General features: G+C 63.8%; 20 protein-coding genes. 11 read left to right on the forward strand and 9 right to left on the reverse strand.

What is annotated here, in order from left to right; translation table 11 throughout:
* The first annotated feature begins 30 nt into the window (after nucleotides 1–30).
* Together IE158_RS05820 and IE158_RS05825 are read left to right on the forward strand one after the other, a co-directional pair.
* Nucleotides 31–816, forward strand: a complete 786-nt coding sequence (locus tag IE158_RS05820; RefSeq protein WP_189642726.1) for a hypothetical protein — start codon at nucleotides 31–33, stop codon at nucleotides 814–816.
* Nucleotides 817–894: 78 nt separating this feature from the next.
* Nucleotides 895–1,467 carry a hypothetical protein gene (locus tag IE158_RS05825; protein WP_189642727.1) on the forward strand — a complete coding sequence of 191 codons (573 nt, stop codon included), beginning with the start codon at nucleotides 895–897 and terminating at the stop codon, nucleotides 1,465–1,467.
* Nucleotides 1,468–1,565: 98 nt separating this feature from the next.
* Here the strand turns inward: IE158_RS05825 and IE158_RS05830 are convergent, their stop codons facing one another.
* Together IE158_RS05830 and IE158_RS05835 are read right to left on the reverse strand one after the other, a co-directional pair.
* The gene (locus IE158_RS05830; RefSeq protein ID WP_189642728.1) at nucleotides 1,566–2,123 is read right to left on the reverse strand and encodes a histidine phosphatase family protein; all 558 of its coding nucleotides are present in this window, start codon (nucleotides 2,121–2,123) and stop codon (nucleotides 1,566–1,568) included.
* Nucleotides 2,124–2,290: 167 nt separating this feature from the next.
* A complete protein-coding gene (locus IE158_RS05835) occupies nucleotides 2,291–3,805 on the reverse strand; it encodes a glycine--tRNA ligase (RefSeq protein WP_189642729.1) in 1,515 nt (504 codons plus the stop codon).
* 380 nt (nucleotides 3,806–4,185) lie between these two features.
* On the opposite strand from IE158_RS05835, the gene dgt reads away from it, so the two are divergent.
* Both dgt and IE158_RS05845 read left to right on the forward strand, forming a co-directional pair.
* Complete coding sequence (gene dgt, locus IE158_RS05840; protein WP_189642730.1) at nucleotides 4,186–5,610, forward strand: dGTP triphosphohydrolase; 1,425 nt, start codon at nucleotides 4,186–4,188, stop codon at nucleotides 5,608–5,610.
* A gap of 43 nt (nucleotides 5,611–5,653) precedes the next feature.
* Nucleotides 5,654–6,205, forward strand: a complete 552-nt coding sequence (locus tag IE158_RS05845; protein ID WP_189642731.1) for a DUF6428 family protein — start codon at nucleotides 5,654–5,656, stop codon at nucleotides 6,203–6,205.
* 18 nt (nucleotides 6,206–6,223) lie between these two features.
* Here the strand turns inward: IE158_RS05845 and IE158_RS13535 are convergent, their stop codons facing one another.
* Together IE158_RS13535 and IE158_RS13540 are read right to left on the reverse strand one after the other, a co-directional pair.
* On the reverse strand, nucleotides 6,224–6,577 hold the full coding sequence (locus IE158_RS13535; protein WP_229838933.1) for a hypothetical protein: 354 nt from the start codon (nucleotides 6,575–6,577) through the stop codon (nucleotides 6,224–6,226).
* A complete protein-coding gene (locus IE158_RS13540; protein WP_229838934.1) occupies nucleotides 6,574–6,810 on the reverse strand; it encodes a hypothetical protein in 237 nt (78 codons plus the stop codon). Before IE158_RS13540 ends, IE158_RS13535 begins: the two co-directional genes overlap by 4 nt.
* Nucleotides 6,811–6,859: 49 nt before the next feature.
* Here IE158_RS13540 and IE158_RS05855 point away from each other — a divergent pair, with 49 nt between their 5' ends.
* Nucleotides 6,860–8,065, forward strand: coding sequence for a cytochrome P450 (locus IE158_RS05855; RefSeq protein ID WP_189642732.1), 1,206 nt, complete (start codon nucleotides 6,860–6,862; stop codon nucleotides 8,063–8,065).
* Between the two features lie 75 nt (nucleotides 8,066–8,140).
* Here the strand turns inward: IE158_RS05855 and acs are convergent, their stop codons facing one another.
* Nucleotides 8,141–10,096, reverse strand: coding sequence for an acetate--CoA ligase (gene acs / locus IE158_RS05860; protein WP_189642733.1), 1,956 nt, complete (start codon nucleotides 10,094–10,096; stop codon nucleotides 8,141–8,143).
* 153 nt (nucleotides 10,097–10,249) lie between these two features.
* Here acs and IE158_RS05865 point away from each other — a divergent pair, with 153 nt between their 5' ends.
* Both IE158_RS05865 and IE158_RS05870 read left to right on the forward strand, forming a co-directional pair.
* Entirely contained in the window at nucleotides 10,250–10,549 is a 300-nt protein-coding gene (locus tag IE158_RS05865; protein ID WP_308430675.1) for a stage V sporulation protein S, read from the forward strand.
* 189 nt (nucleotides 10,550–10,738) lie between these two features.
* Complete coding sequence (locus tag IE158_RS05870) at nucleotides 10,739–11,443, forward strand: zinc metallopeptidase (protein WP_189642734.1); 705 nt, start codon at nucleotides 10,739–10,741, stop codon at nucleotides 11,441–11,443.
* A 92-nt stretch (nucleotides 11,444–11,535) separates the two neighbouring features.
* Here IE158_RS05870 and IE158_RS13545 read toward each other — a convergent pair whose 3' ends face one another.
* Together IE158_RS13545 and IE158_RS05880 are read right to left on the reverse strand one after the other, a co-directional pair.
* Nucleotides 11,536–11,832 (reverse strand): metal-sulfur cluster assembly factor, encoded by a 297-nt coding sequence (locus tag IE158_RS13545; RefSeq protein ID WP_229838941.1) that lies wholly within the window; start codon nucleotides 11,830–11,832, stop codon nucleotides 11,536–11,538.
* 175 nt (nucleotides 11,833–12,007) lie between these two features.
* Complete coding sequence (locus tag IE158_RS05880; protein ID WP_229838935.1) at nucleotides 12,008–12,343, reverse strand: rhodanese-like domain-containing protein; 336 nt, start codon at nucleotides 12,341–12,343, stop codon at nucleotides 12,008–12,010.
* Nucleotides 12,344–12,530: 187 nt separating this feature from the next.
* Between IE158_RS05880 and IE158_RS05885 the strand changes: the two genes are divergently transcribed.
* The 3 genes from IE158_RS05885 (at nucleotide 12,531) to IE158_RS05895 (ending at nucleotide 13,896) form a co-directional block, all read left to right on the forward strand.
* On the forward strand, nucleotides 12,531–12,821 hold the full coding sequence (locus tag IE158_RS05885; RefSeq protein ID WP_189642736.1) for a rhodanese-like domain-containing protein: 291 nt from the start codon (nucleotides 12,531–12,533) through the stop codon (nucleotides 12,819–12,821).
* 101 nt (nucleotides 12,822–12,922) lie between these two features.
* Nucleotides 12,923–13,369: a MarR family winged helix-turn-helix transcriptional regulator gene (locus tag IE158_RS05890; RefSeq protein ID WP_189642737.1), complete on the forward strand. Its 447-nt coding sequence runs from the start codon at nucleotides 12,923–12,925 to the stop codon at nucleotides 13,367–13,369.
* 92 nt (nucleotides 13,370–13,461) lie between these two features.
* A complete protein-coding gene (locus IE158_RS05895) occupies nucleotides 13,462–13,896 on the forward strand; it encodes a DoxX family protein (RefSeq protein WP_189642738.1) in 435 nt (144 codons plus the stop codon).
* A 156-nt stretch (nucleotides 13,897–14,052) separates the two neighbouring features.
* Here IE158_RS05895 and IE158_RS05900 read toward each other — a convergent pair whose 3' ends face one another.
* The gene (locus IE158_RS05900) at nucleotides 14,053–15,297 is read right to left on the reverse strand and encodes an MFS transporter (protein WP_189642739.1); all 1,245 of its coding nucleotides are present in this window, start codon (nucleotides 15,295–15,297) and stop codon (nucleotides 14,053–14,055) included.
* A gap of 105 nt (nucleotides 15,298–15,402) precedes the next feature.
* A complete protein-coding gene (locus IE158_RS05905) occupies nucleotides 15,403–16,392 on the reverse strand; it encodes a nuclease-related domain-containing protein (RefSeq protein WP_189642740.1) in 990 nt (329 codons plus the stop codon).
* A gap of 75 nt (nucleotides 16,393–16,467) precedes the next feature.
* Here IE158_RS05905 and IE158_RS05910 point away from each other — a divergent pair, with 75 nt between their 5' ends.
* Complete coding sequence (locus tag IE158_RS05910; RefSeq protein WP_229838936.1) at nucleotides 16,468–19,074, forward strand: U32 family peptidase; 2,607 nt, start codon at nucleotides 16,468–16,470, stop codon at nucleotides 19,072–19,074.
* Nucleotides 19,075–19,127 lie beyond the last annotated feature (53 nt).

Below are 19,127 nucleotides of genomic sequence, written 5' to 3' on the forward strand. Positions count from 1 at the left end.
TTGGGGTGCAGCAGTCCTATCATTTGGGCTGTGACCCGCCCCCGCTCCTCCCGTACCACTGACCGCACAGCAGATTCTCCCCGCCTTCAGCCGATGGCTCCAGCGCCGGATGACTCTGCGCCGTTTGACGCAGGACACGCTGCATTGCCGCCAGCTCCCTCAGCAGCGAACAGGTTCTTACAGCGGTTGTTTGGTGTGGCTTTGGCCGGCGCAGCAGGATTCATGGCCCTGTCGCTGCTGTTCATTTTCGCGGTGGTGGCTTTTGTCACGGGCTTTTGGGGCCTTGGTGTCCTTTTGCTGGCCCTGTTGCTGCTCGCTGCTGTAGGCATTGCCTATTTTGGGCTGCAGACTGCCCGCCGTGGGGTGAGGCAAGGCCAGCAGCAGCTTCAGCGCGTGCAGGGGGAGTTGGGCCAAGTTCAGGAGCAAGCGCAGCAGCAAGCAGCGCGGCGCGAATTGGCGCGGCTGTGGAACCGTTTTGCCCCGCAGCTGCCTGCGGAAGCTCGCCCGGCCCTGCGCGCCACCATCACTGCGGCAGACCGCGCCCTGAACGCTGTAGATGATGAATTGCCGGGCCGTGAAAGGTACGAAGTCCAGCAGGCGGCCACGCAGGACCTTCCCGCATTGTTGGAATTGCACCAGCGGAGTGGAGGCAACACGGCAGAACTGCTCCAGTCCCTCGCGCTGATAGAGCAGCGGATGCGCCAAATCGCAGTACAGCTGCAAGAGGAGCGCAGGCGTGAGGCAGCAGCTCAGCGAGAGTATCTGAACAGCAAGTACGCGGGCGACTTACTAGATTCTGACCCGCACCAGCCCTAAACCTGCGGCAAAGTTTGCCCTAAATTACATTGTGTCAATTCTCATGGATGACTAGGCCGAGCTGTCAGACTGAATCCCATGAAACATTTTGTTTTTCCGACCGCACAGCAGGCTGACGCTTTTGCTAACGAACTGAAGACCCAGGGCCTGGTGCGTGAAGACCACCGTCAGCACGCCTACACCCAGGGCCAGACCGAAGGCTTTGCTGGCCGCACCACGGGTACCCAGTACAGCACCGACCACTACACCGCTGGCACCTATGACGCTGACCGCGACGGCAGCACCGTAGGCGACGAAGCCCTCAAGGGCACGGCTGTGGGCGCTGCTACCGGCGCTGCTGCTGGTCTGGCCGGCGCTGCCCTGGCCGGTGCTACCGCCGCCACCGTGGCTACCGGCGGCCTGGCTGCTCCCCTGATTGGTCTGACCCTGCTGGGCAGTGGCGTAGGCGCTGCTGTGGGCGCTGCTGGTGAAGCCGCCCGCGAAGCCGACGATGCCGCTTACCACGACACCTACGAAACCCCCGACACCCACTACAGCACCCTGAGCGAAACCTATCAGGGTGGTGGCCGCGCCGTGGCCGTGGACGACAACGTGGACGGCGCTGCTGTGATGGCCGCTGCTGAGAAGCACGGTGGCCGTCTGGTCGGCTAAGCCTGACCTGCGAGTCTCTCGCACCTAGAATGGGCAGTGCCATAGCGCACTGCCCGTCTTTTTTGGTTCCTCGCAGCTGTTGGCCTGCTCTGTTGCTCTTATGACCTTTTGCTCAGCTTGCCGCTGGGCCACTCCACACTGAGGACGTCCAACAAGGTCTGTTGTTGCCATAGGGTAGGCGCCTCTAAATTGTTGGCCTGCGCCACATAGAGGCTGCGTACTGTTCCGTGCGTGACCACGGCTACGCAGCCTTGCGGGTGGGTTGTCATCACAGCCCGGAGGGCCGCCGTGAACCGCTCACGGGCCAGGTCAGCACTTTCCTCACCGAAGACCACCTCAGCGGAGTGGGCAAAAAAGCGTCCTATCTGAGCCTGGAGCTCGCCTGGCTGTGCATAAAAGGGCACCGTGTAGCGCAGCTGCTCATGCAGGCCCAGCATTCGGTGGCAGGGCACGCTTAGCGCCTGGGCCAGCGCCTGCGCTGTGGCGGCGGCTTTGGGTTCTTCGCTGGAAACCACCACGCCGGGATGTGGGTGCAGCGTGGCTATCAGGTCGGGCAGCCCGGCCAGTGCGCCGGGAGCCAACTCCCACTCGTGGCTGGGCTTCTGTGGATCAGGTGCGGGCATACCGTGACGAATGAGATGAAGGACACGGGACATAGGAATAAGGTAGAGCGCTGACTTATCAGGAGAGAGGCCGGAGGATGGGGTGCTGGCCTTGTCTGCTGCGTAGAGGCGTACTAGACGCTATGGGGCCGCAACGAAGAAAACCCCCCGCTGCGGGGCGGGGGATTGAGCGTGGGCTGGGGAGCCCTGAAATACCGGTCTCAGCGCAGCCGGGCGGTCAGCCACTCGGCCAGGTCGGCAATGGCGACCCGTTCCTGGGCGAGTGTGTCACGGTCACGGATGGTCACGGTATCTGTCAGGCTGGCATCTTCGCCTTTGCCCACCGTGTCAAAGTCCACCGTTACGCAGTAGGGCGTGCCCACTTCGTCGTGGCGGCGGTACGCCTTGCCGATGTTGCCGCTGTCCTCCAGCAGGATACGGCCCAGGCCCAAGCGCTGCAGATCGGCCTTGATGCGGCGGGCCAGGTCCACCAGCTCAGGCTTGTTGCGGGCCAGTGGAATCACGGCCACCTTGATGGGCGCGAGGTGGGGCCGCAGCTTGAGCACGGTTCGCTCGTTGCCGTTTTCCAGCGTTTCCTTGTGGTAAGCCTCGCTCAGCACGGCCAGCAGGGCGCGGTCCACGCCTGCCGAGGGCTCGATGACGAACGGCACCACCGGCTTGTTGGTTTCGGGGTGGGGAATGGTGAGCTTGGCAACCGAGTCGCTGTTTTCCATCACCTGCGCGGTCAGGCCCAGTTCTGCCTGTCCCTTGGTGTGGGAGCCCAGGTCAAAGTCGGTGCGGTTGGCGATGCCTTCAATCTCGTCGTGGCCCAGGGTGGGGAAATCGTACATCAGGTCGTAGGTGCGTTTGGAGTAGTGGGCCAGGTCGTCCGCTGGCACGTCCTCCACAATGATTTTCTGGCGGGGTACGCCCTGGTCTTCCCACCACTTGAGGCGCTGTTCCAGCCAGTGCTCATGCCACTCTTCGTCGGTGCCCGGCGCCACGAAGAACTCAATTTCCATCTGCTCCATCTCGCGCACGCGGAACACAAAGTTGCGGGGCGTGATTTCGTTGCGGAATGCCTTGCCGATCTGTGCAATGCCAAAAGGCAGGCGGCGGCTGGTGGAATCCACCACGTTCTTGAAGTTCACGAAGATGCCCTGCGCGGTTTCGGGACGCAGGTAGCCGAAGGAGTCCTCGTCGGCCACCGGGCCGATGGAGGTCTTGAACATCATGTTGAAGGGGCGTGGCTCGGTCCACTCGCCCACTTCGCCACTAAAGGCGTCGCGCACGCCAGCTTCCACCAGAATCTCGGCGGCGCGTGCGGGCTGCTCCATCAAGCGGGCCGAGACGGCGGCGATATTTTCAGGCGCTTCGTTCACGGCGGCGGCCACTTTGGCCAGCACGTCGGCCTTCTGGTCTTTGATCAGGTGGTCCAGACGGTAGCGCTTTTTGGTTTTCTTGTTGTCCACCATCGGATCGTTGAAGGTGGCTTCGTGGCCGGAGTGGCGCAGGGCCAGCCGGTGCATGATGATGCTGGCGTCCAGACCTTCCATGTCGTCACGCTCGTGGACATTGGCACGCCACCAGGCGTTCTTGATGTTGTTCTTGAGTTCTACGCCTAGGGGGCCGTAATCATAGAACCCTTGCAGGCCGCCGTAAATCTCAGAGCTCTGAAAAATAAAGCCCCGGCGCTTGCACAGGCTGACCAGTTCTTCCATCGTTTGTGCGGGCATGGTGTGGCTCCTTTGCGGTGTGGTCAGGGCCTCTGAACCTTCCAGGCCTCCTGACCAAAAGACTGTCCCGGACGAGTTGCCTGCGCGGCACACTCATCCGGGGACGCACGGGACATGCGCGGTTCCACCCCAGTTCCAGACACTCGCTGGCACCTTTTCGCCTTTATTCCGGCTCCCCGCTGCCCTTCCCGCGTGCCCAAACCTCTGCCTGACTCACACTGTCTCAGACTCGCTCTTAGGTGGTGCTGGCGCGGTACTCCTTCGGTTCACTGCCTGAAGGTATTGTGGCCCGGCGGGGGGGCAGTTTGCAATATCTGCGGGTGAGCTGCGCGCGGGCAAATGTGTACGCTGAGGGCCGCACCCCGTGGAAGACTGCCGCTATGACCTCAGACCAAGGCCGCTGGGCGCAGCTTCTTAGCCATGAGCGCCTCCACGACGTGCGGAGTCAGGGCCGCGCTGCCCACCATTCAGAAACAGGGCGCAGCGAGTTCGACGCTGACTATGGCCGCCTGACCTTTTCGAGTGCGTTTCGCCGTTTGCAGGACAAGACGCAGGTGTTTCCGCTTGCCAAATCGGACTTTACCCGGACCCGGCTCACCCACACGTTGGAAGTGGCGAACGTAGGCCGGGGCTTGGGCAAAAGCTTTGGGCTGCTGCTCGCCCGGCGTGGCCAACTGCCCGCCCACCTGTCTCCTGACGACATAGGCACCGTCGTCAGCGTGGCGTGCTTGGCGCACGATATCGGCAATCCGCCGTTCGGCCACAGTGGCGAAGCTTCTATTCAGGAGTGGGCCCAGCGCTGCGCCGCCGAACTGCGCCCTCACCTGAGCGACGCCGAGTTCGGGGACTTGGCCTGCTTTGAGGGCAACGCGCAGAGCTTCCGTATCATGGCGCGGCTGTGGGGACGGCAGCGGCCCGGTGGTGCGCGGCTGACCCTGGCCAGCTACGGCGCACTGCTCAAGTATCCCCAGGGCAGCGCCCATGCACGCGACAAGGCGCACTGTGCCCGCAAGAAATTCAACTATGTGCAGGCCGATGCGGCGCTGGCTGAGGCAGTGCGCGCTGGTCTGGGCCTCGCGCCGCTCGGTGAGGGCCGCTTTGCCCGTCATCCGCTGGTGTACCTGATGGAAGCGGCAGATGACATCTGCTACCGGGTGGTGGACCTGGAAGATGCTGAGGAAGCGGGACTGATTTCGCGCCGCCGCTTTGCCGAGCTGCTGCGGCCCATGCTGCCGCAGTATTTGAAAGACATGACTGAGGACGAGCTGTGCGGGCGTCCGCTGTCCGAGTTGCGGGCGCAGGCCATCGGTGAGCTGATGCGTGCGGTGATGCTGGTGGCCGAGACACACCTTGATGAACTCCGGGAAGGCACGTTCGCTCAGGCCCTGATAGACGCCGTTGGTGAGCAGTCGCCAGACGTGCTGGCTGCGTTTGAAGCGCTGGGCGCAGAAGCCAAAGCGCAGGTTTACACCGATGAGCGGGTGCTGCAAGTGGAGTTTGCGGGATTCAAGGTCATCGGCGGGTTGCTGGGTGAGCTGATGCAGGCCCTGCCGCCCGGACTGAGTGACGGCCAGAACCTCAGTGCCTCTGGCGGAAAATTGCTGAAGCTCTTGCCCGAAACATACCTTCTGGTGCGCCCTGATGAGGAACTGGTTGCCCTGGCCAAAGAGGGCAAAAAAGAAGAGCTGGTGCGGCGGCTGACCCCTTATGAGCGCACCCTGGTCATGACGGACTACGTTTCGGCGATGACCGACAGCTACGCGCTGGAACTACACCGCATCCTGACGGGGGTCAAATTGCCTTGAGCTTAGATTGGCGCATCTCTATCTATCAATCTAAGCTAGGGACATGACCCATCAAGTCTCCGGCCTCTCAGCTTCCGTTCAGAGCCTCAGTACAGCCGATTTTCTGGAGGCCCTGCGCGCACAGCCGCAGCGTCCGCTGGAATTCTGGCTGCATGGCGAGCGGCTGGTGGGAGCGGGCTATCACCTGACCGAAATCAGTGCGGTCAGCACCGAGGCGGTGGACTGCGGTGGCCGAGTGGACCGCTGGCGCGAGACGGTCTTTCAGGTGATGGACGGCACGCCCGAAGAAGCGGAGCGCGGATTCATGACCACCCGCAAGGCACTGGCGATTTATGACCGGGTGGCCAGCAAAATCACGCTGGACACCTCGGCCCCGGTGCGCTTCGAGTACGGCAATCTGACCCGCCCTGCTGTGCGCTACGGCGTGGAACGCCTGGAGCTGAGCAGCGAGCGACTGACGGTGCACCTGAGTCTTCCAGGCGTGCAGTGTAAAGCGGGTGACGCGTGCGGCCTGCCCGCAGGCTTGGTGACGGCGGGGGGCGAGCTGGCCGTGCTGGACAGCGGAACCTGTGAGCCGGGCGGAGGCTGCTGCTAACACCCCAGCAAGAACGACTTAATCTCTGCGGACGCTGCTGAGACCCACCTTAAGCCTGTGCCAGCGCCTTCGGAGCGCTGAACTTGTGTCCGGCTGTAGTGTCAGCCCAAAGTGCTCCGCTATGGCCTCTACAACTTGTTCATGGGTCAGCCCATCCGTATGCAGGTGGTCAGCGGGGTCCAGCGCCAGCAATCCCGCCAGGCAGCGGTCAATCTGTGTGGCTCCCCAGCTGCCAGCCCCTTCACCGCGTGAGCGTAGTCGCCGCAGCAGGGTGTCGGGCGAGGCCAGCAGGGCGGCGTGCCGGACTTCTATTCCGTTTTGCCGCAGCTCGCCGACCATCTCAGCGAAGTAGGCCGGGTGGACTAGGGTCATGGGGACGATGACTGGGCCGCTGCCGTGTAGGGCGCAGCTTCACGGGTGCCGGAGCGCCACAGGGGAATGTCCTGAAAGTCGCCGCGTAGCAGGGGCGGGGTCATGCGCTGTAGGGCGAAGCCCAGCTGCTCGGGGTCGCACACAAACGAGCCCGGCAACCGCTGGGCCAGTGCGTAGGCGGCCTGTGTCTTGCCCACGCCAAAGGGGCCATTGATCCAGAGGATGGGGTGCATGGAGCCAGCGTAGCCTTTTGCCCACCCGCCCCCGTGCCATGCTGCGGGCATGACCGATCCCCGCGTGCTGGCAACCGTGCAGACCCTCTGGAGTGGAGCGGTGCTGGCCGACCCGTATCCGCTTTATCAGCGGCTGCATGGGTTCACAGATCAGAGTGGCCTGCTGCGTGTGCCCGAGCTGGGGCTCAATCTGGCCGTGTCACATGCAGCGGTGGACACGGTGCTGCGCTCGCCGCAGGCCCGCTCATCGGAGTGGACGGTCAGCCACAGCGACGGGGCGCGGCTGCTCCAACACATGATGCTGTTTCAAAACGGTGCTGAGCATGCCCGGCTGCGCGGCCTGGTCCAGAAAGCTTTTACGCCCCGCGTGGTAGAGGAACAGCGCGAATTGGTGCGGGGACTGCTGCGCGAATTGCTGGACGACTTGGCGCGGCAAGCGGGGCCGGTGGACTTGGTGGCGGGGCTGTCGGGGCCGCTGCCAGGCCGGGTGATTATGCGAATGCTGGGGCTGAGTGGTGCCGATGAGGAGCGCTTCCTGGGCTGGTCGGACAGCGTGGCCGAGTTGCTGGGTGGCGCTGACCGTTCGCCTGCGCTATTGGCCCGCATAGACGCCGACGCCCGCGAGATGCGCGGCTATTTCCGCGACCTGGCTGCCGAGCTGCGTGCCCGCCCCCAGCCGGGGCTGCTCTCGGCCCTGGCCGCTGCCGAAGATGGGGGACAGCAACTGAGCAGCGATGAACTGCTGTCCAACGCTGTGCTGCTGCTCACCGCCGGGCACGAAACCACTTCCAACCTGATTCCGGGCGGGCTGCTGGCGCTGCATGACCAGCCGGACGCCTGGTCCGCGCTGGTGGCCGACCCCAGGCAGCAGGGCGTGGCCGACGAACTGCTGCGCTTCGTGTCGCCAGTACAGTTCGATGGGCGCGGGCTGGCTGGGCCGCTGCAGGTGGGCGGCAGCCTGTTGCTTGCTGGCTCCCAGGTACAGCTGCTGCTGGGCGCGGCCAACCGTGACCCGCAGGTGTTCCCGCAACCGGAGCGGCTGGACTGGTCCCGGCCCAATGTGGCCCGTCACCTTGCCTTCGCCGCCGGGCCGCACTACTGCCTGGGAGCCAGCCTGGCACGGCTGGAAATCACCGAGACATTCGCTGCGCTGGCCGGGCGTTTTCCGGGGCTGCGCGTGACTGACCCCCAACCCCCCTACAAGCAGAACTTTGTACTGCGCGGTCCGCAGGAGTTGCGGGTCCAGCTGAGCTGAAAAGCGGCAGAACGTGTGGACCGCCCACTCCGCATCTCAGAGTGGGCGGTCCAGAGCAGCGCAGGCGGCCCCAGCTTACTGCACCGGCGTCTTCGCCAGTCGCTCCAGCACGCCGGGGTCGTCCAGGGTGGAAGTGTCGCCCTCAATCGTCTTGCCAGCGGCAATCTGGCGCAGGAAGCGGCGCATGATCTTGCCGCTGCGGGTCTTGGGCAGCGCTGGGGCCACCACGATATGGTCGGGCCGCGCCACCTTGCCCAGTTGGCCGCTGACATAGGCGCGCAGTTCGGCTGCGTCGGGGGTTTCGCCTTCTTGCGGTAGCACAAAGGCAAAGATGCTCTCGCCCTTCATCTCGTCGGGCTTGCCGACCACGGCGGCCTCAGCCACCTGCGGGTGCGCCACTAGCGCCGACTCGACCTCGGCGGTGCTCAGGCGGTGGCCGGACACATTCAGCACGTCATCGACCCGGCCCAGCACGGTGATGTAGCCGTCTGCCGAGCGGCGCGCACCGTCGCCCGCAAAGTACACCCCCTCAATTTCGCCGTAGTAGCTGCGCTGGAAGCGTTCATCGTCGCCGTACACGGTGCGAAGCATAGAAGGCCAGGGCTGGCGAATGGTCAGGAAACCGCCCTCGTCTGCGGGCAACTCCTCGCCCTGCCGGTTGAGGATGGCCGGATCAATCCCGAACAGCGGGACCCCTGCCGTGCCCGGCTCGGCGGCGTGAACGCCCGGCAACGTGGTGAGCATGATGGCCCCGGTTTCGGTCTGCCACCAGGTGTCCACCACCGGGCAGCGTCCTCCACCAATCACGCGGTGATACCAGTGCCAGGCCTGCGGGTTGATCGGTTCGCCCACGCTGCCCAGCAGGCGCAGGCTGCTCAGGTCATATTTCGCAGGTGTCTCGTCGCCATGCCGCATAAAGGACCGAATGGCGGTGGGCGCGGTATACAGCACGGTGATGCGGTGGCGCTCAATCATGTCCCAGAACCGGCCCCAATCGGGGTGGTTGTGCGCGCCCTCGTATATGAAAATGCTCTGTCCCAGCAGCAGCGGCCCATAGGTGGAGTAGCTGTGCCCGGTGATCCAGCCCACGTCGGCGGTACACCAGAACAGGTCGCTGTCCTTGAGGTCAAACACAGCGTGCGTGGTCAGCGCGGCATTGACCATATACCCGCCGGTGGTGTGCAGAATGCCTTTGGGCTTGCCGGTGCTGCCGGAGGTGTACAGCAAGAAGAGGGGGTGTTCGCTGCCTACCGCTGCCGCCTCCTGGGTTTCCTCGGTGCGCGCCTCGTGCCACCAGTGGTCGCGGCCTGGCTGCATGGCAACGTCTTGTCCGGTGTGCTGCACCACCAGTACGCCGCGCACCGGCTGGCTCTGGGCCTCGGCCAGTTGCGCCGCCTGGTCCACCACCGACTTGAGTGGGACCAGTTCGCCCTTGCGCCAGCCCCCGTCGGCTGTAATCACAAATTCGCTGCCCGAAGCTGCCATGCGGTCTGCAATCGCGCCTGCGGCAAAGCCTCCGAACACCACCGAGTGCGGCGCGCCGATGCGGGCGCAGGCCAACATGCTGAAGGTGGCTTCGGGAATCATGGGCAGGTAAATGGTCACCCGGTCGCCCTGCTTCACGCCCAGGCGGGTAAGAGTAGCGGCAGTGCGGCCCACTTCTTCCAGCAGCTGCGCGTAAGTGTACTCGCGCACCTCGCCGCCCTCGCCCTCCCAGACCAGCGCCCGCTTGCCCCCGCGCCCAGCGGCCACGTGGCGGTCCAGCGCGTTGTAGGACAGGTTGGTTTTGCCGCCCACAAACCAGCGGGCGAACGGCGGTTGCCAGTCCAGCACCTGCTCATAAGGTTTGAACCAGTGAAAGTCTTTGGCGCGGGCGTCCCAGAAGGTTTCCGGACTCTCCACCGATTCGCGGTACCACTCGCGGTACTGCTGCTCGCTCACGTTGGCCTGCTGCGCGAAGTCTTCGGGAATGGGAACGCGGGCCTGCGCCGCCATGATGTGCTCAATGCCGCCCTGTTCAGAATGAGTCATGCTTGCCCCCTCCTTGCTTGTAAATTTCCGGTGCAGACAGCTTAGCGCAGGTCCGTGCCAGACATAAACTTCCTGTCACTTGCCAGTTTGGGCGGTGGAGAACAGCTTTTTGGGCCACCTGCCGCTGGTGGCTGACGCCAGGGCGCAGAGGCCGTGAGCCATTCGTCAGGCGGCACCTGCCATAGTGAAGAGGTGATGCAGCTTAAGGTCGCTTCCCATTCCGCGCCCAAGGCGCTGGCCGGTGCAGTCTCCGGCCTGCTGCGCGAGGCCCCGCAAGTGGAGCTGCAAGCTGTCGGGCCGCAGGCTGTCAACCAGGCGGTCAAGGCGCTGGCGATTGCGCGCGGCTATCTGGAAGGTGACGGCATAGACCTGATCGTGCAGCCTGCGTTCGCTCCTGCGCAGCAGGGCGGCGTGCAGATGCTGCTGCTGGTCACGGCCATTCGCCGCCTCTGAGGTGGGCACCGCCACTTCTTTACCTCTGCCTTACACATGGCCGCTACAATGCAACCATCCGCAATGATGGGGCGTATTGCAGATCGTGGGGATACGGCGAACCCGCTTGCTCGACACTGACTCGCCGAGGACCAGATACTTTTACCGGCGTGGGACACACCCACCGGCTACGAATGAGGAGAATGACTGATGGACCCAATGATGTACAACACTGGTGGCGGCAGCTCTTATATGCCGCTGATTCTGGGATTGATGGTGCTGTCTTTTGTGGTGCAGTTCTGGCTGAAGAACGTGTATGGCAAGTGGATGAACGTGCAAAACAGCTCTGGCCTGACCGGTGAGCAGATTGCCCGCCGCATGCTGGATGATGCTGGCCTGCAGCACGTGCCCGTGAAAATGACCCCCGGTGAGCTGAGCGACCACTACGACCCCATCAAGGACGAAGTGTACCTCAGCGAAGCCAACTTCCGCCTGCCCAGTGTGGCTGGCGCTGCTGTGGCCGCGCACGAAGTGGGCCACGCCATTCAGGACAAAATCAGCATGCCGGCCCTGGTGGCCCGCGGCAAGATGGCCGTGCCCCTGAGCATTGGCAGCAACCTGGCTCCCTGGATGGTGCTGGCTGGTCTGTTCCTGAGCATCCAGCCGTTGGTCTGGGTGGGCGTCATTCTGTTCGGCGGTGCGCTGCTGTTCCACCTGATCACCCTGCCCGTGGAGTTTGACGCCAGCCGCCGCGCCCTGGCTTACCTGCGCTCCAATGGCATCGTGAGTGGCGGCGCTGAGAGCGACGGTGCCCAGAAGGTACTGACCGCCGCTGCACTCACCTACGTGCTGGCCTTTGCGATGGCCCTCGCACAGTTCTTGCACTTCCTGGGTTTGGCCCGCAACAACGACTGAGTTAGGCATTTGAAGCAGTAGAGAAGCAGTAAAAAGGCAGAAAGCTCAGTGTGTCGAGCCTTCTGCCTTTTTACTGGTTTGCTTTTGTGCGTTTATACGTTGAAGCCGAACATTCGCATCTGGCGCTTGCCGTCTTCGGTCATCATGTCCATGGTCCAAGGTGGCGTCCAGACGAACTCCACTTCGACTTCGGTCACACCGTCCAGGCGGCCCACGGCCATTTCGGCGTCGGCGCGAATCAGGTCCTGCACCGGGCAGCCCACGCTGGTCAGGGTCATGGTGACTTCTACGCGGCCTGTCGGCAGCACATCCACTTCATAGATCAGGCCCAAGTCCACCACGTTCACGGGAATTTCGGGGTCTTTGACGATTTTGAGCGCTTCGAGCACCTGCTCTTTGGTGGGAAGGTCGGTGCTGAGCTGTGCGGAAGCGGCATGCTCGCCCGTCTGGGCCTCGGCGCTGCCGGCTGAGGTAGAGGAGACAGAGACATCCTGGCTTCCACCAGCGGTGGCCGTAGCTGGAATCTGGTCAATCGGGGGTTTGGGGGTGGGGTCACTCATCGCTTTATTCTCCGTTTCCGGGGCGCACGTGGGGCAGGTCCTGGGCCACCCAGTCGTTGGTGCCGCCGGTCAGATTGTGCAGGCGGCTTTCGTCATAGCCGTTCTGAGCAAGAAACTGCGCAGCCTGCATAGAGCGTGCGCCGCTGCGGCAGATCAGCACCGTTTGGGGGCCCTGAGGAATTTCCTGGTAGCGCTCCGTGAATTGGCTGAGGGGAATGTTGATGGCCCCTTCGGCATGAACGTCCGCGAATTCGTCCGCCTCACGCACGTCAATCAGTTGGTAGTCGTTGCCAGCCAGCCGCTGATGGGCGTCGGCAGGATTCATTTCTCCGATAGGCATGGCCCCAGAATAGGTCAAGCTGCCGGGGAACAATGTAGGGCCTCCCCAGCGCTGGGCCTAGAAGCTGCCTGGAACATCGTGGAGATGTGTCCGTCTCTAGGCTATTAGGCGAGCAGCGTGGGGAAGCACGGACACCGCTTGGCTCCTCATCCTATTTTTTTCGTGGATGAACTCTACACTCTGAAGCATGTCGCTGCCCGACCCACAGGCCACCTTGATTGATTTGCGCCCCCAGGAGCTGCGCTTTGCCGAACCGCTGGAGCGGCTGTTGCCAGGCCGCCGCGTGCAGGCTGTCGCCCTGGCTGCCATCGAGCAGGGCCAGCATGGTCTGACCCCTGCCGACGGTCCGCTGCTGGTGCTATGTGAGCGTGGGGTGCGCTCCCCACTGGCCGTCCGCTTCTTGCAGGCCGATGGTCTACCGGCTCAGGTGTATCCCGGCGGACTTCCCGCGCTGAAGCGGGCGTTGGGCGAGCAGTAGCGTGGTGGCCCATCTGGCAGGCTGTGTTGTGGCTGCTGGGACCATACGGCCCGGCGGGAATTTGCAGTTGAACGCTTACCGCGATCACGAAGGAGAGCACGTTGTCAAACACTAAGAAAGTCCCGACTGTGCCTGAGCATCAGGCGTATCTCGCGCTTCAGTCCTCGGCGCTGCGCCTCAAGGATGAAGTCGAGCATCTGCTCAAGCAAAGCGGCTTGACGGTAACCCAGTTCAATGTGCTGCGTATCTTGCGCGGCGCACAGGAAGAAGCGCTCACCTGCAGCGAGATTGCCAGCCGCCTGCTCAACAAAGACCCGGATGTGACCCGGCTGCTGGACCGCATGGAAAAGCAGGCCCTGATTGAGCGGCACCGCGACCACAAGGACCGCCGCGTCCTGCTGACTCGCCTGTCGCCTGAAGGCCGCCGTGTGGTGGACTTGCTCGATGCTCCGATGATGGACCTGCACCGCCAGCAGTTTGGGCACATGCCTGCCGAGCGGGTAGAACTGCTGGTCACCCTGCTGCGGGAGGTCGCTGGCCAGGGCTAGCAGACCGCCTTGCGAAAGCTCATTCTCCTCTCGCCCTTCTCACCACAAATACTCGTTAAAACAAATAACGTGATCACACAAAGGAGGCTCTTATGACTACAGTTGCTGCTCCCACTTCCACCGACACCGCTCAGCGTACTGCCCTGGCCCTCACGATTCTGCGGGTCATCGTCGGCCTTATTTTTATGGCGCACGGGTACCAGAAGTTCTTTATGTACACCTTGCCCGGCACCACTGGAGCATTTACCGAAATGGGCATTCCTGGGGCCAGCCTGGCCGCGCCAGCGGTGGCCACACTTGAACTGCTGGGCGGCCTGGCCCTGATGCTGGGCATCGGCACGCGCTTTGCCGCTGCCTTGCTGGCGCTGACCATCTTGGGCGCTTTGCTGATGGTTCACCTCAAAGCAGGCTTCTTCAACCCCGGCGGGATCGAGTTTCCCCTGGTTCTGTTTGGCGGCGCGGTGGCCCTGGCGCTGGCTGGACCAGGGGCCTATGCACTGGACACAGCACTGTCCAAGAACCGCTGAAACAGGGAGGCGCTGAGGCGTGGGCGGCACAGATGGTAGAGAGGGCCACCTATTGGCCGCGTGGTACGGGTCTGTTTCCAGTGAGTGGAAAGCAGTAGGCAGAAAGGCTGGTGCCTGGGGGGATGCCCAGGAGCCAGCCTGGGCCGCGCCACGGATTCAGGCATCGCGCCGCAGTGAGCTGCACGCCCACCATCCCAGTGCGTACAGCACTGCACTGCAAATAAAGAGTGGCTGGTAACCGAAGCGGTCCGCCACCAGGCCGCCCAGCACCGGGGCGAACAGGGCCACGCCCACCAGCGTATTGAGCGTGCCGATGTAGCGGCTGCGCTGACCTTCGGGTGAGATGTTCAGCAGGTGATTGGTGTGTCCCAGATTGAAGCCCTGCATGGCCACGCTGGACAGCACGAACACCAGGCTGTAAGTGGCGGGCGGCCAGCCAAAGTGCCCTGCCAGAAATGCAGTCACCGGGGCCAGCAGTGCAAAAGCGGCAGCGTAGCGCAGGATTCGCCGTGAGCCTTTGCGCTCGGCCACCCGCTGCCAGCCCAGGTTGCTTAGCGGCGCAGCGGCTGTGGTCGCCATCACGAAGGTGCCCAGTGACGCTGCTGGAAAGCCCAGGTCGCGCAGGGCATACACCGCATAAAAAGGTTCGCTGACTGCCGCGAAGGCCAGCAGCAGGCGCACGTTCAAAAAGGCCCGCAGGGCCGGGTCGGCCAGCGACTGAGGAATAGAGCGCAGTTCCTCGCGGAAGTTGCCTGGCGGCAGCGGCTGGTCGGGCGGCTCTTCTACCCGTCCTAATATGGCGTAGGCCACTGTGAAGGCTACTGTACCGAGCAGAAAAATCAGTGTGTAGTTGTAGGGAAAGGCTAAGTCCGAGCCCAGAATCCAGCGTACGGCCAATCCTGCGAGGAAGGCCAGCAGGCCGCCGTACAGGTTGCGGGTTCCGAAAAACCAGGCGCGGCGCGGCGGCGGCACCGTCTTGCTGACGATTTCGAGCCAGGGGAGACCCGACACTCCCGAAGCCAGCGCATTGACCAGCATGGCGAGCAGAAAGACGCTCAGGCATAGGGCGGGCCAGTCGGTCAGGAAAGCGGCGCAGGCCACCATCAGCAGATAAGTCACTGTGCGGACCGTGGCTGCTGAGCGGTAGAGCGGCATCTTGTGCGTCAGGGGCCGCGCCCGCGAAGCGATATACAGCTGCGGCAACATCCAGCCCCCCTGGGCGATGGCCGGCAGCAGCCCGATGATGGCGTTCGGTGCGCCCAGCTTGGCTGCGAACCCTGCCATCACAATCGCCACGCTCATAAAGCCCTCGCCCAGCAGGGCCAGCCAGCCATTCAGCACGCCCAGGCGTTCGTTGGGGGACCAGTTCTGCCAGGGCGGAGTGAGAGAGCGGCGCGGCATGAGGGGCATTATGCGCCCGCAGCTCTGACGGAAGTTTGATGGGTTGCGGGTGCGCAGGCTACGGCCTGGAGAGCCGCGCAGCGATCTTCGGATGCTGGCAGTCTTCTAGGGATTGGTAAAAAAGTGCTCCGAAGTGGTGCAGCCGGGGCAATCGCCATAAAACCGCTGGCCCTGCTTGCGGGTCTTGAGCAGCGCCCCGCACTGCGGACAGGTACGGCGAAGAGCGGTATTGCCCCCGCAGTCACCGCACTTGAAGTAGTAGCTGTGTTTGTACAGGATGCTCAGGCGCTTGCTCCCACATTTGCTGCACTGGGGTGGGCGGGTTTGTTTGCCAGAGACGTGCAGGGTGGTCGGCTGGACTCTGGCTACGGGAAGCGTAGACGAAGCCGCTGTCTGCTTGCTGCTTGCGCCGGTCAGGTCTGCACGCAGGTTTTCAGCGTCATGTGCCAGCAAAAAGTCGCGGGTTCTTTCAAAGTCAGCTTCCGGCAGCATCAAGCCTTTATCCAGCGATTCGCGTCCCAGGTGGAACACTGAAGCCAGCCTGCGGTGGTGGGCCATGAGTTCTCTGGCACGGTCTGGAATCTGGTCGGCCTTTTTGACCTGCGCGGCGATATGAGGTAACTCCCGCTCGTAGTGAATCAGGCCATCGTCGCTGATGGCGACCAGCACATCAACCGGCAGCGCCCCAAAACCACCTTGCAATAGACCGAAAGCAAGGCGGCTACGCAGCACCCCAGCGTTGGCCTCCAGGAGCTGATGCAGCACTTTTCCTTGGCGGCGGGCTTGGAGCAGGGGTGAAGGCATCCCACTCCAGGCCCCTTCCCACTGCCGCGCCCATTCCTCACGGGCGTTGATTTTTACGGCGCTGGTCACGCTCTTGCTTTCGATAACAATCAATCCGGCGCGGTGAAAAATCAAGTGGTCCAGCTGTGCATGTTCACCGCCATAGCACAGACGCAGGTCATGAAATACCAGCACTTCGGCTGTCTCTCCAAAAGCTCGCCTGAGATAAAACGCCATCTGGCGCTCGGCCCTCTCGCCAGCTTTTGCTCTGGATGTGCCGCCTGACCTGCTCTGCTGCTCCTTGACGATCATCGCCTGTGAGTTTAGCGGGGCCAACGGTAGCGGGGCTGCATTTCTGCTGGTCCGTCCCCGCTAAACTGATCCGCTATGCCGACGCCTGCTGCCGTGCCCACCCCCCTGATCCGCAAGCCTGAAGTGATGGCCCCCGCTGGGGGACGTGCGCAGATTCGGGCAGCGATAGAAGCGGGCGCGGACGCGGTGTTCTTTGGGGTCAATCCGCCCGAGGCCCAGGCCAGAGCGGGCGGAGCCGGGTTTCATGCGCGGGCCAAAGTGGGCATCGCCTCTGAAGAACTGCCGGAAGTGATGCGCGAGCTGCACGAGCGGGGCGTGCTGGGCTTTGTGACCTTCAACATTCTGGTGTTTGACCGGGAGCTGCGCCGCGCCGAGCAAAGCCTGATTGGCCTGGCCGAGGCGGGCGTGGACGCCATCATCGTGCAGGACCACGGGGTGGCGCGGTTGGCGCACGACATCTGCCCGGACCTGCACATTCACGGCTCCACCCAGATGAGCATCACGAGCGCTGAGGGGGCCGAGCTGGCGCGCCGTTTTGGGGCGAACCGGGTGGTGCTGGGGCGTGAGCTGTCGCTGACCGATATTGAGCGCATTCGCCGCCAGACCGATATCGAGCTGGAAACCTTTGTGCATGGGGCGCTGTGTGTGAGCTACTCGGGGCAGTGCTTTTCGTCCGAGGCGTGGGGCGGGCGCTCGGCCAACCGGGGACAGTGTGCCCAGGCCTGCCGCTTGCCCTACGACATGTTTGTGGATGGCGAGTACCGTGACCTGGGCGACGCCCGCTACCTGCTGTCGCCAGGCGACCTTTACACCCTGCATCAGGTGCCGGACCTGGTCCGTATCGGGGTGGATTGCCTGAAAATCGAGGGCCGCTACAAGGACGCCGAGTTCGTGGCCCTGACCACCGCTGCGTACCGTAAGGCCGTGGATGAAGCCTGGGCCGGGTTGCCGCTCAGCGTGACCCCGCAAGAAGAGCAGGACTTAGAGCAGATTTATTCGCGGGGGCTGGGGCCGCATTTCATGGCCGGCACCAACCATCAGGCGGTGGTGCGCGGACGGGCTCCCCGGCACCGGGGCGTGCACGTGGGCACCGTGCGCGGGGTGACTGAGCGCGGCGTGCTGGTGGCACTGGAACGTACGGTGCGGCCTGGCGACGGTCTGGTGTTTGACCCCGCCAACTGGCGCAAGCCCGAGGGCCGCGAGGAAGGCGGCTTTGTGTATGGCCTGTGGCAGGGCGGTGTGCAGGTGGAGGCCGGAAATGTGCGTCCCGGACAGGTTTATGAACTGCGCTTCGGGCGCGGCGCAGTGGACCCTGCCCGCGTGCGGGAGGGTGACCCGGTGTGGCGGACCCAGGACCCCACACTGAACAGCCGCCTGAAGCCGCTGACCGACGCTGCCGATCCGGTCTACACCCGGCCCGTGTCCGCGCAGTTTGTGGGGCGACTGGGCGAGCGGCCCATCCTCACCCTGAGCGACGAAGAAGGCCGCAGCGTGACTGTGGAGGGCGACAGCCCTCTGAGCGAAGCCCGCAACCGCGCCCTGGACGCGGGGGGCCTGCGCGAGCAGCTGAGCAAGCTGGGCGGCACCGGCTACCACCTGGGCGAGTTCCGCGCCGAGCTGACTGCCCCAGAAGGCGTGGGCCTGTTCCTGCCGCTGGGGGCACTCAACGCCCTGCGCCGCTCAGCGGTGGACGCCCTGACCGAGCTGCGGGGGCGGACGCCCAAGCGTGCCCCGGTGCCGCAGTTGGAAAGAGCGCTGCAGGCCAGTGTCCAGGCCAGCCCGGTGCCGGTGGCCGCGCCTTCCGCGCCGCAGCTGCATGTGCTGGTCCGCACACCTGAGCAACTGGACGCGGCTCTGGCGGAGTGCCCCGACTCCATTACGCTGGACTATCTGGAGCTGTACGGCCTGAAACCCAGCGTAGAGCAGGTCAAGGCCGCTGGCATTTCCGTGCGGGTTGCCAGCCCGCGCATCCTCAAGCCCACCGAGCAGAACCTGCAAAAGTTCCTGCTCGGCCTGAACGCGGATATTCTGGTGCGCTCGGGCGGGCTGCTCGAAGGCTTGCAGGCGGCGGAAACGCCGCACGCGCTGACGGGTGATTTCTCGCTCAACGCTGCCAACGTGCTCACCACCCGCGCTCTGCTGGACCTGGGCTTGGAGCGCGTCACGCCGACCCACGACCTGAACGCCCAGCAGGTGACCGAGCTCGCCCAGCTGGTGGGGCCGGAAACCCTGGAACCGATTGCCTACCAGCACCTACCGGTCTTTCACACCGAGCACTGCGTGTTTTGCCGCTTTTTGAGTAGCGGTACCGACTACACCAACTGCGGCCACCCCTGCGAGTCTCACCGGGTCGCCCTGCAGGACGAACGCGGTGTGCAGCATCCTGTGATGGCTGATGTGGGCTGCCGCAACACTGTCTTCGAGGGCCGCCCGCAGGTGGCTGGAATGCACCTGGACGACTGGCAGGCAGCGGGCATTCGGCATTTCCGGCTGGAATTTGTTCACGAGACGCCGGAGCAAGTGCGCACAGTCATCGCCCGGCACCGTGAATATCTGGCCGGGGGGCTAAACAGCGCCGAACTGGAAGAAGCGCTTGAAGGTGTGAGTGACCAGGGCGTGACCGAGGGCAGCCTGTTTGTGCCGCGTGATTTTGGCCTGCTGGATGAATTGCCGATGCTCTAAGGGGTTGGGGCTGTGGGGCGGAGGTTATGGGCTATAGGAACAAAGACGCCTTT

This window comes from Deinococcus piscis (assembly GCF_014653275.1).
GTDB lineage: Bacteria > Deinococcota > Deinococci > Deinococcales > Deinococcaceae > Deinococcus > Deinococcus piscis.

Coding starts and splice junctions, on each gene's coding strand:
- IE158_RS05825 (WP_189642727.1), top strand. CDS start 895: ATGAAACATTTTGTTTTTCCGACCGCACAGCAGGCTGACGCTTTTGCT.
- IE158_RS05830 (WP_189642728.1), bottom strand. CDS start 2,123: ATGTCCCGTGTCCTTCATCTCATTCGTCACGGTATGCCCGCACCTGAT.
- IE158_RS05835 (WP_189642729.1), bottom strand. CDS start 3,805: ATGCCCGCACAAACGATGGAAGAACTGGTCAGCCTGTGCAAGCGCCGG.
- dgt (WP_189642730.1), top strand. CDS start 4,186: ATGACCTCAGACCAAGGCCGCTGGGCGCAGCTTCTTAGCCATGAGCGC.
- IE158_RS05845 (WP_189642731.1), top strand. CDS start 5,654: ATGACCCATCAAGTCTCCGGCCTCTCAGCTTCCGTTCAGAGCCTCAGT.
- IE158_RS13535 (WP_229838933.1), bottom strand. CDS start 6,577: ATGACCCTAGTCCACCCGGCCTACTTCGCTGAGATGGTCGGCGAGCTG.
- IE158_RS13540 (WP_229838934.1), bottom strand. CDS start 6,810: ATGCACCCCATCCTCTGGATCAATGGCCCCTTTGGCGTGGGCAAGACA.
- IE158_RS05855 (WP_189642732.1), top strand. CDS start 6,860: ATGACCGATCCCCGCGTGCTGGCAACCGTGCAGACCCTCTGGAGTGGA.
- acs (WP_189642733.1), bottom strand. CDS start 10,096: ATGACTCATTCTGAACAGGGCGGCATTGAGCACATCATGGCGGCGCAG.
- IE158_RS05870 (WP_189642734.1), top strand. CDS start 10,739: ATGGACCCAATGATGTACAACACTGGTGGCGGCAGCTCTTATATGCCG.
- IE158_RS05880 (WP_229838935.1), bottom strand. CDS start 12,343: ATGCCTATCGGAGAAATGAATCCTGCCGACGCCCATCAGCGGCTGGCT.
- IE158_RS05885 (WP_189642736.1), top strand. CDS start 12,531: ATGTCGCTGCCCGACCCACAGGCCACCTTGATTGATTTGCGCCCCCAG.
- IE158_RS05895 (WP_189642738.1), top strand. CDS start 13,462: ATGACTACAGTTGCTGCTCCCACTTCCACCGACACCGCTCAGCGTACT.
- IE158_RS05900 (WP_189642739.1), bottom strand. CDS start 15,297: ATGCCGCGCCGCTCTCTCACTCCGCCCTGGCAGAACTGGTCCCCCAAC.
- IE158_RS05905 (WP_189642740.1), bottom strand. CDS start 16,392: ATGATCGTCAAGGAGCAGCAGAGCAGGTCAGGCGGCACATCCAGAGCA.
- IE158_RS05910 (WP_229838936.1), top strand. CDS start 16,468: ATGCCGACGCCTGCTGCCGTGCCCACCCCCCTGATCCGCAAGCCTGAA.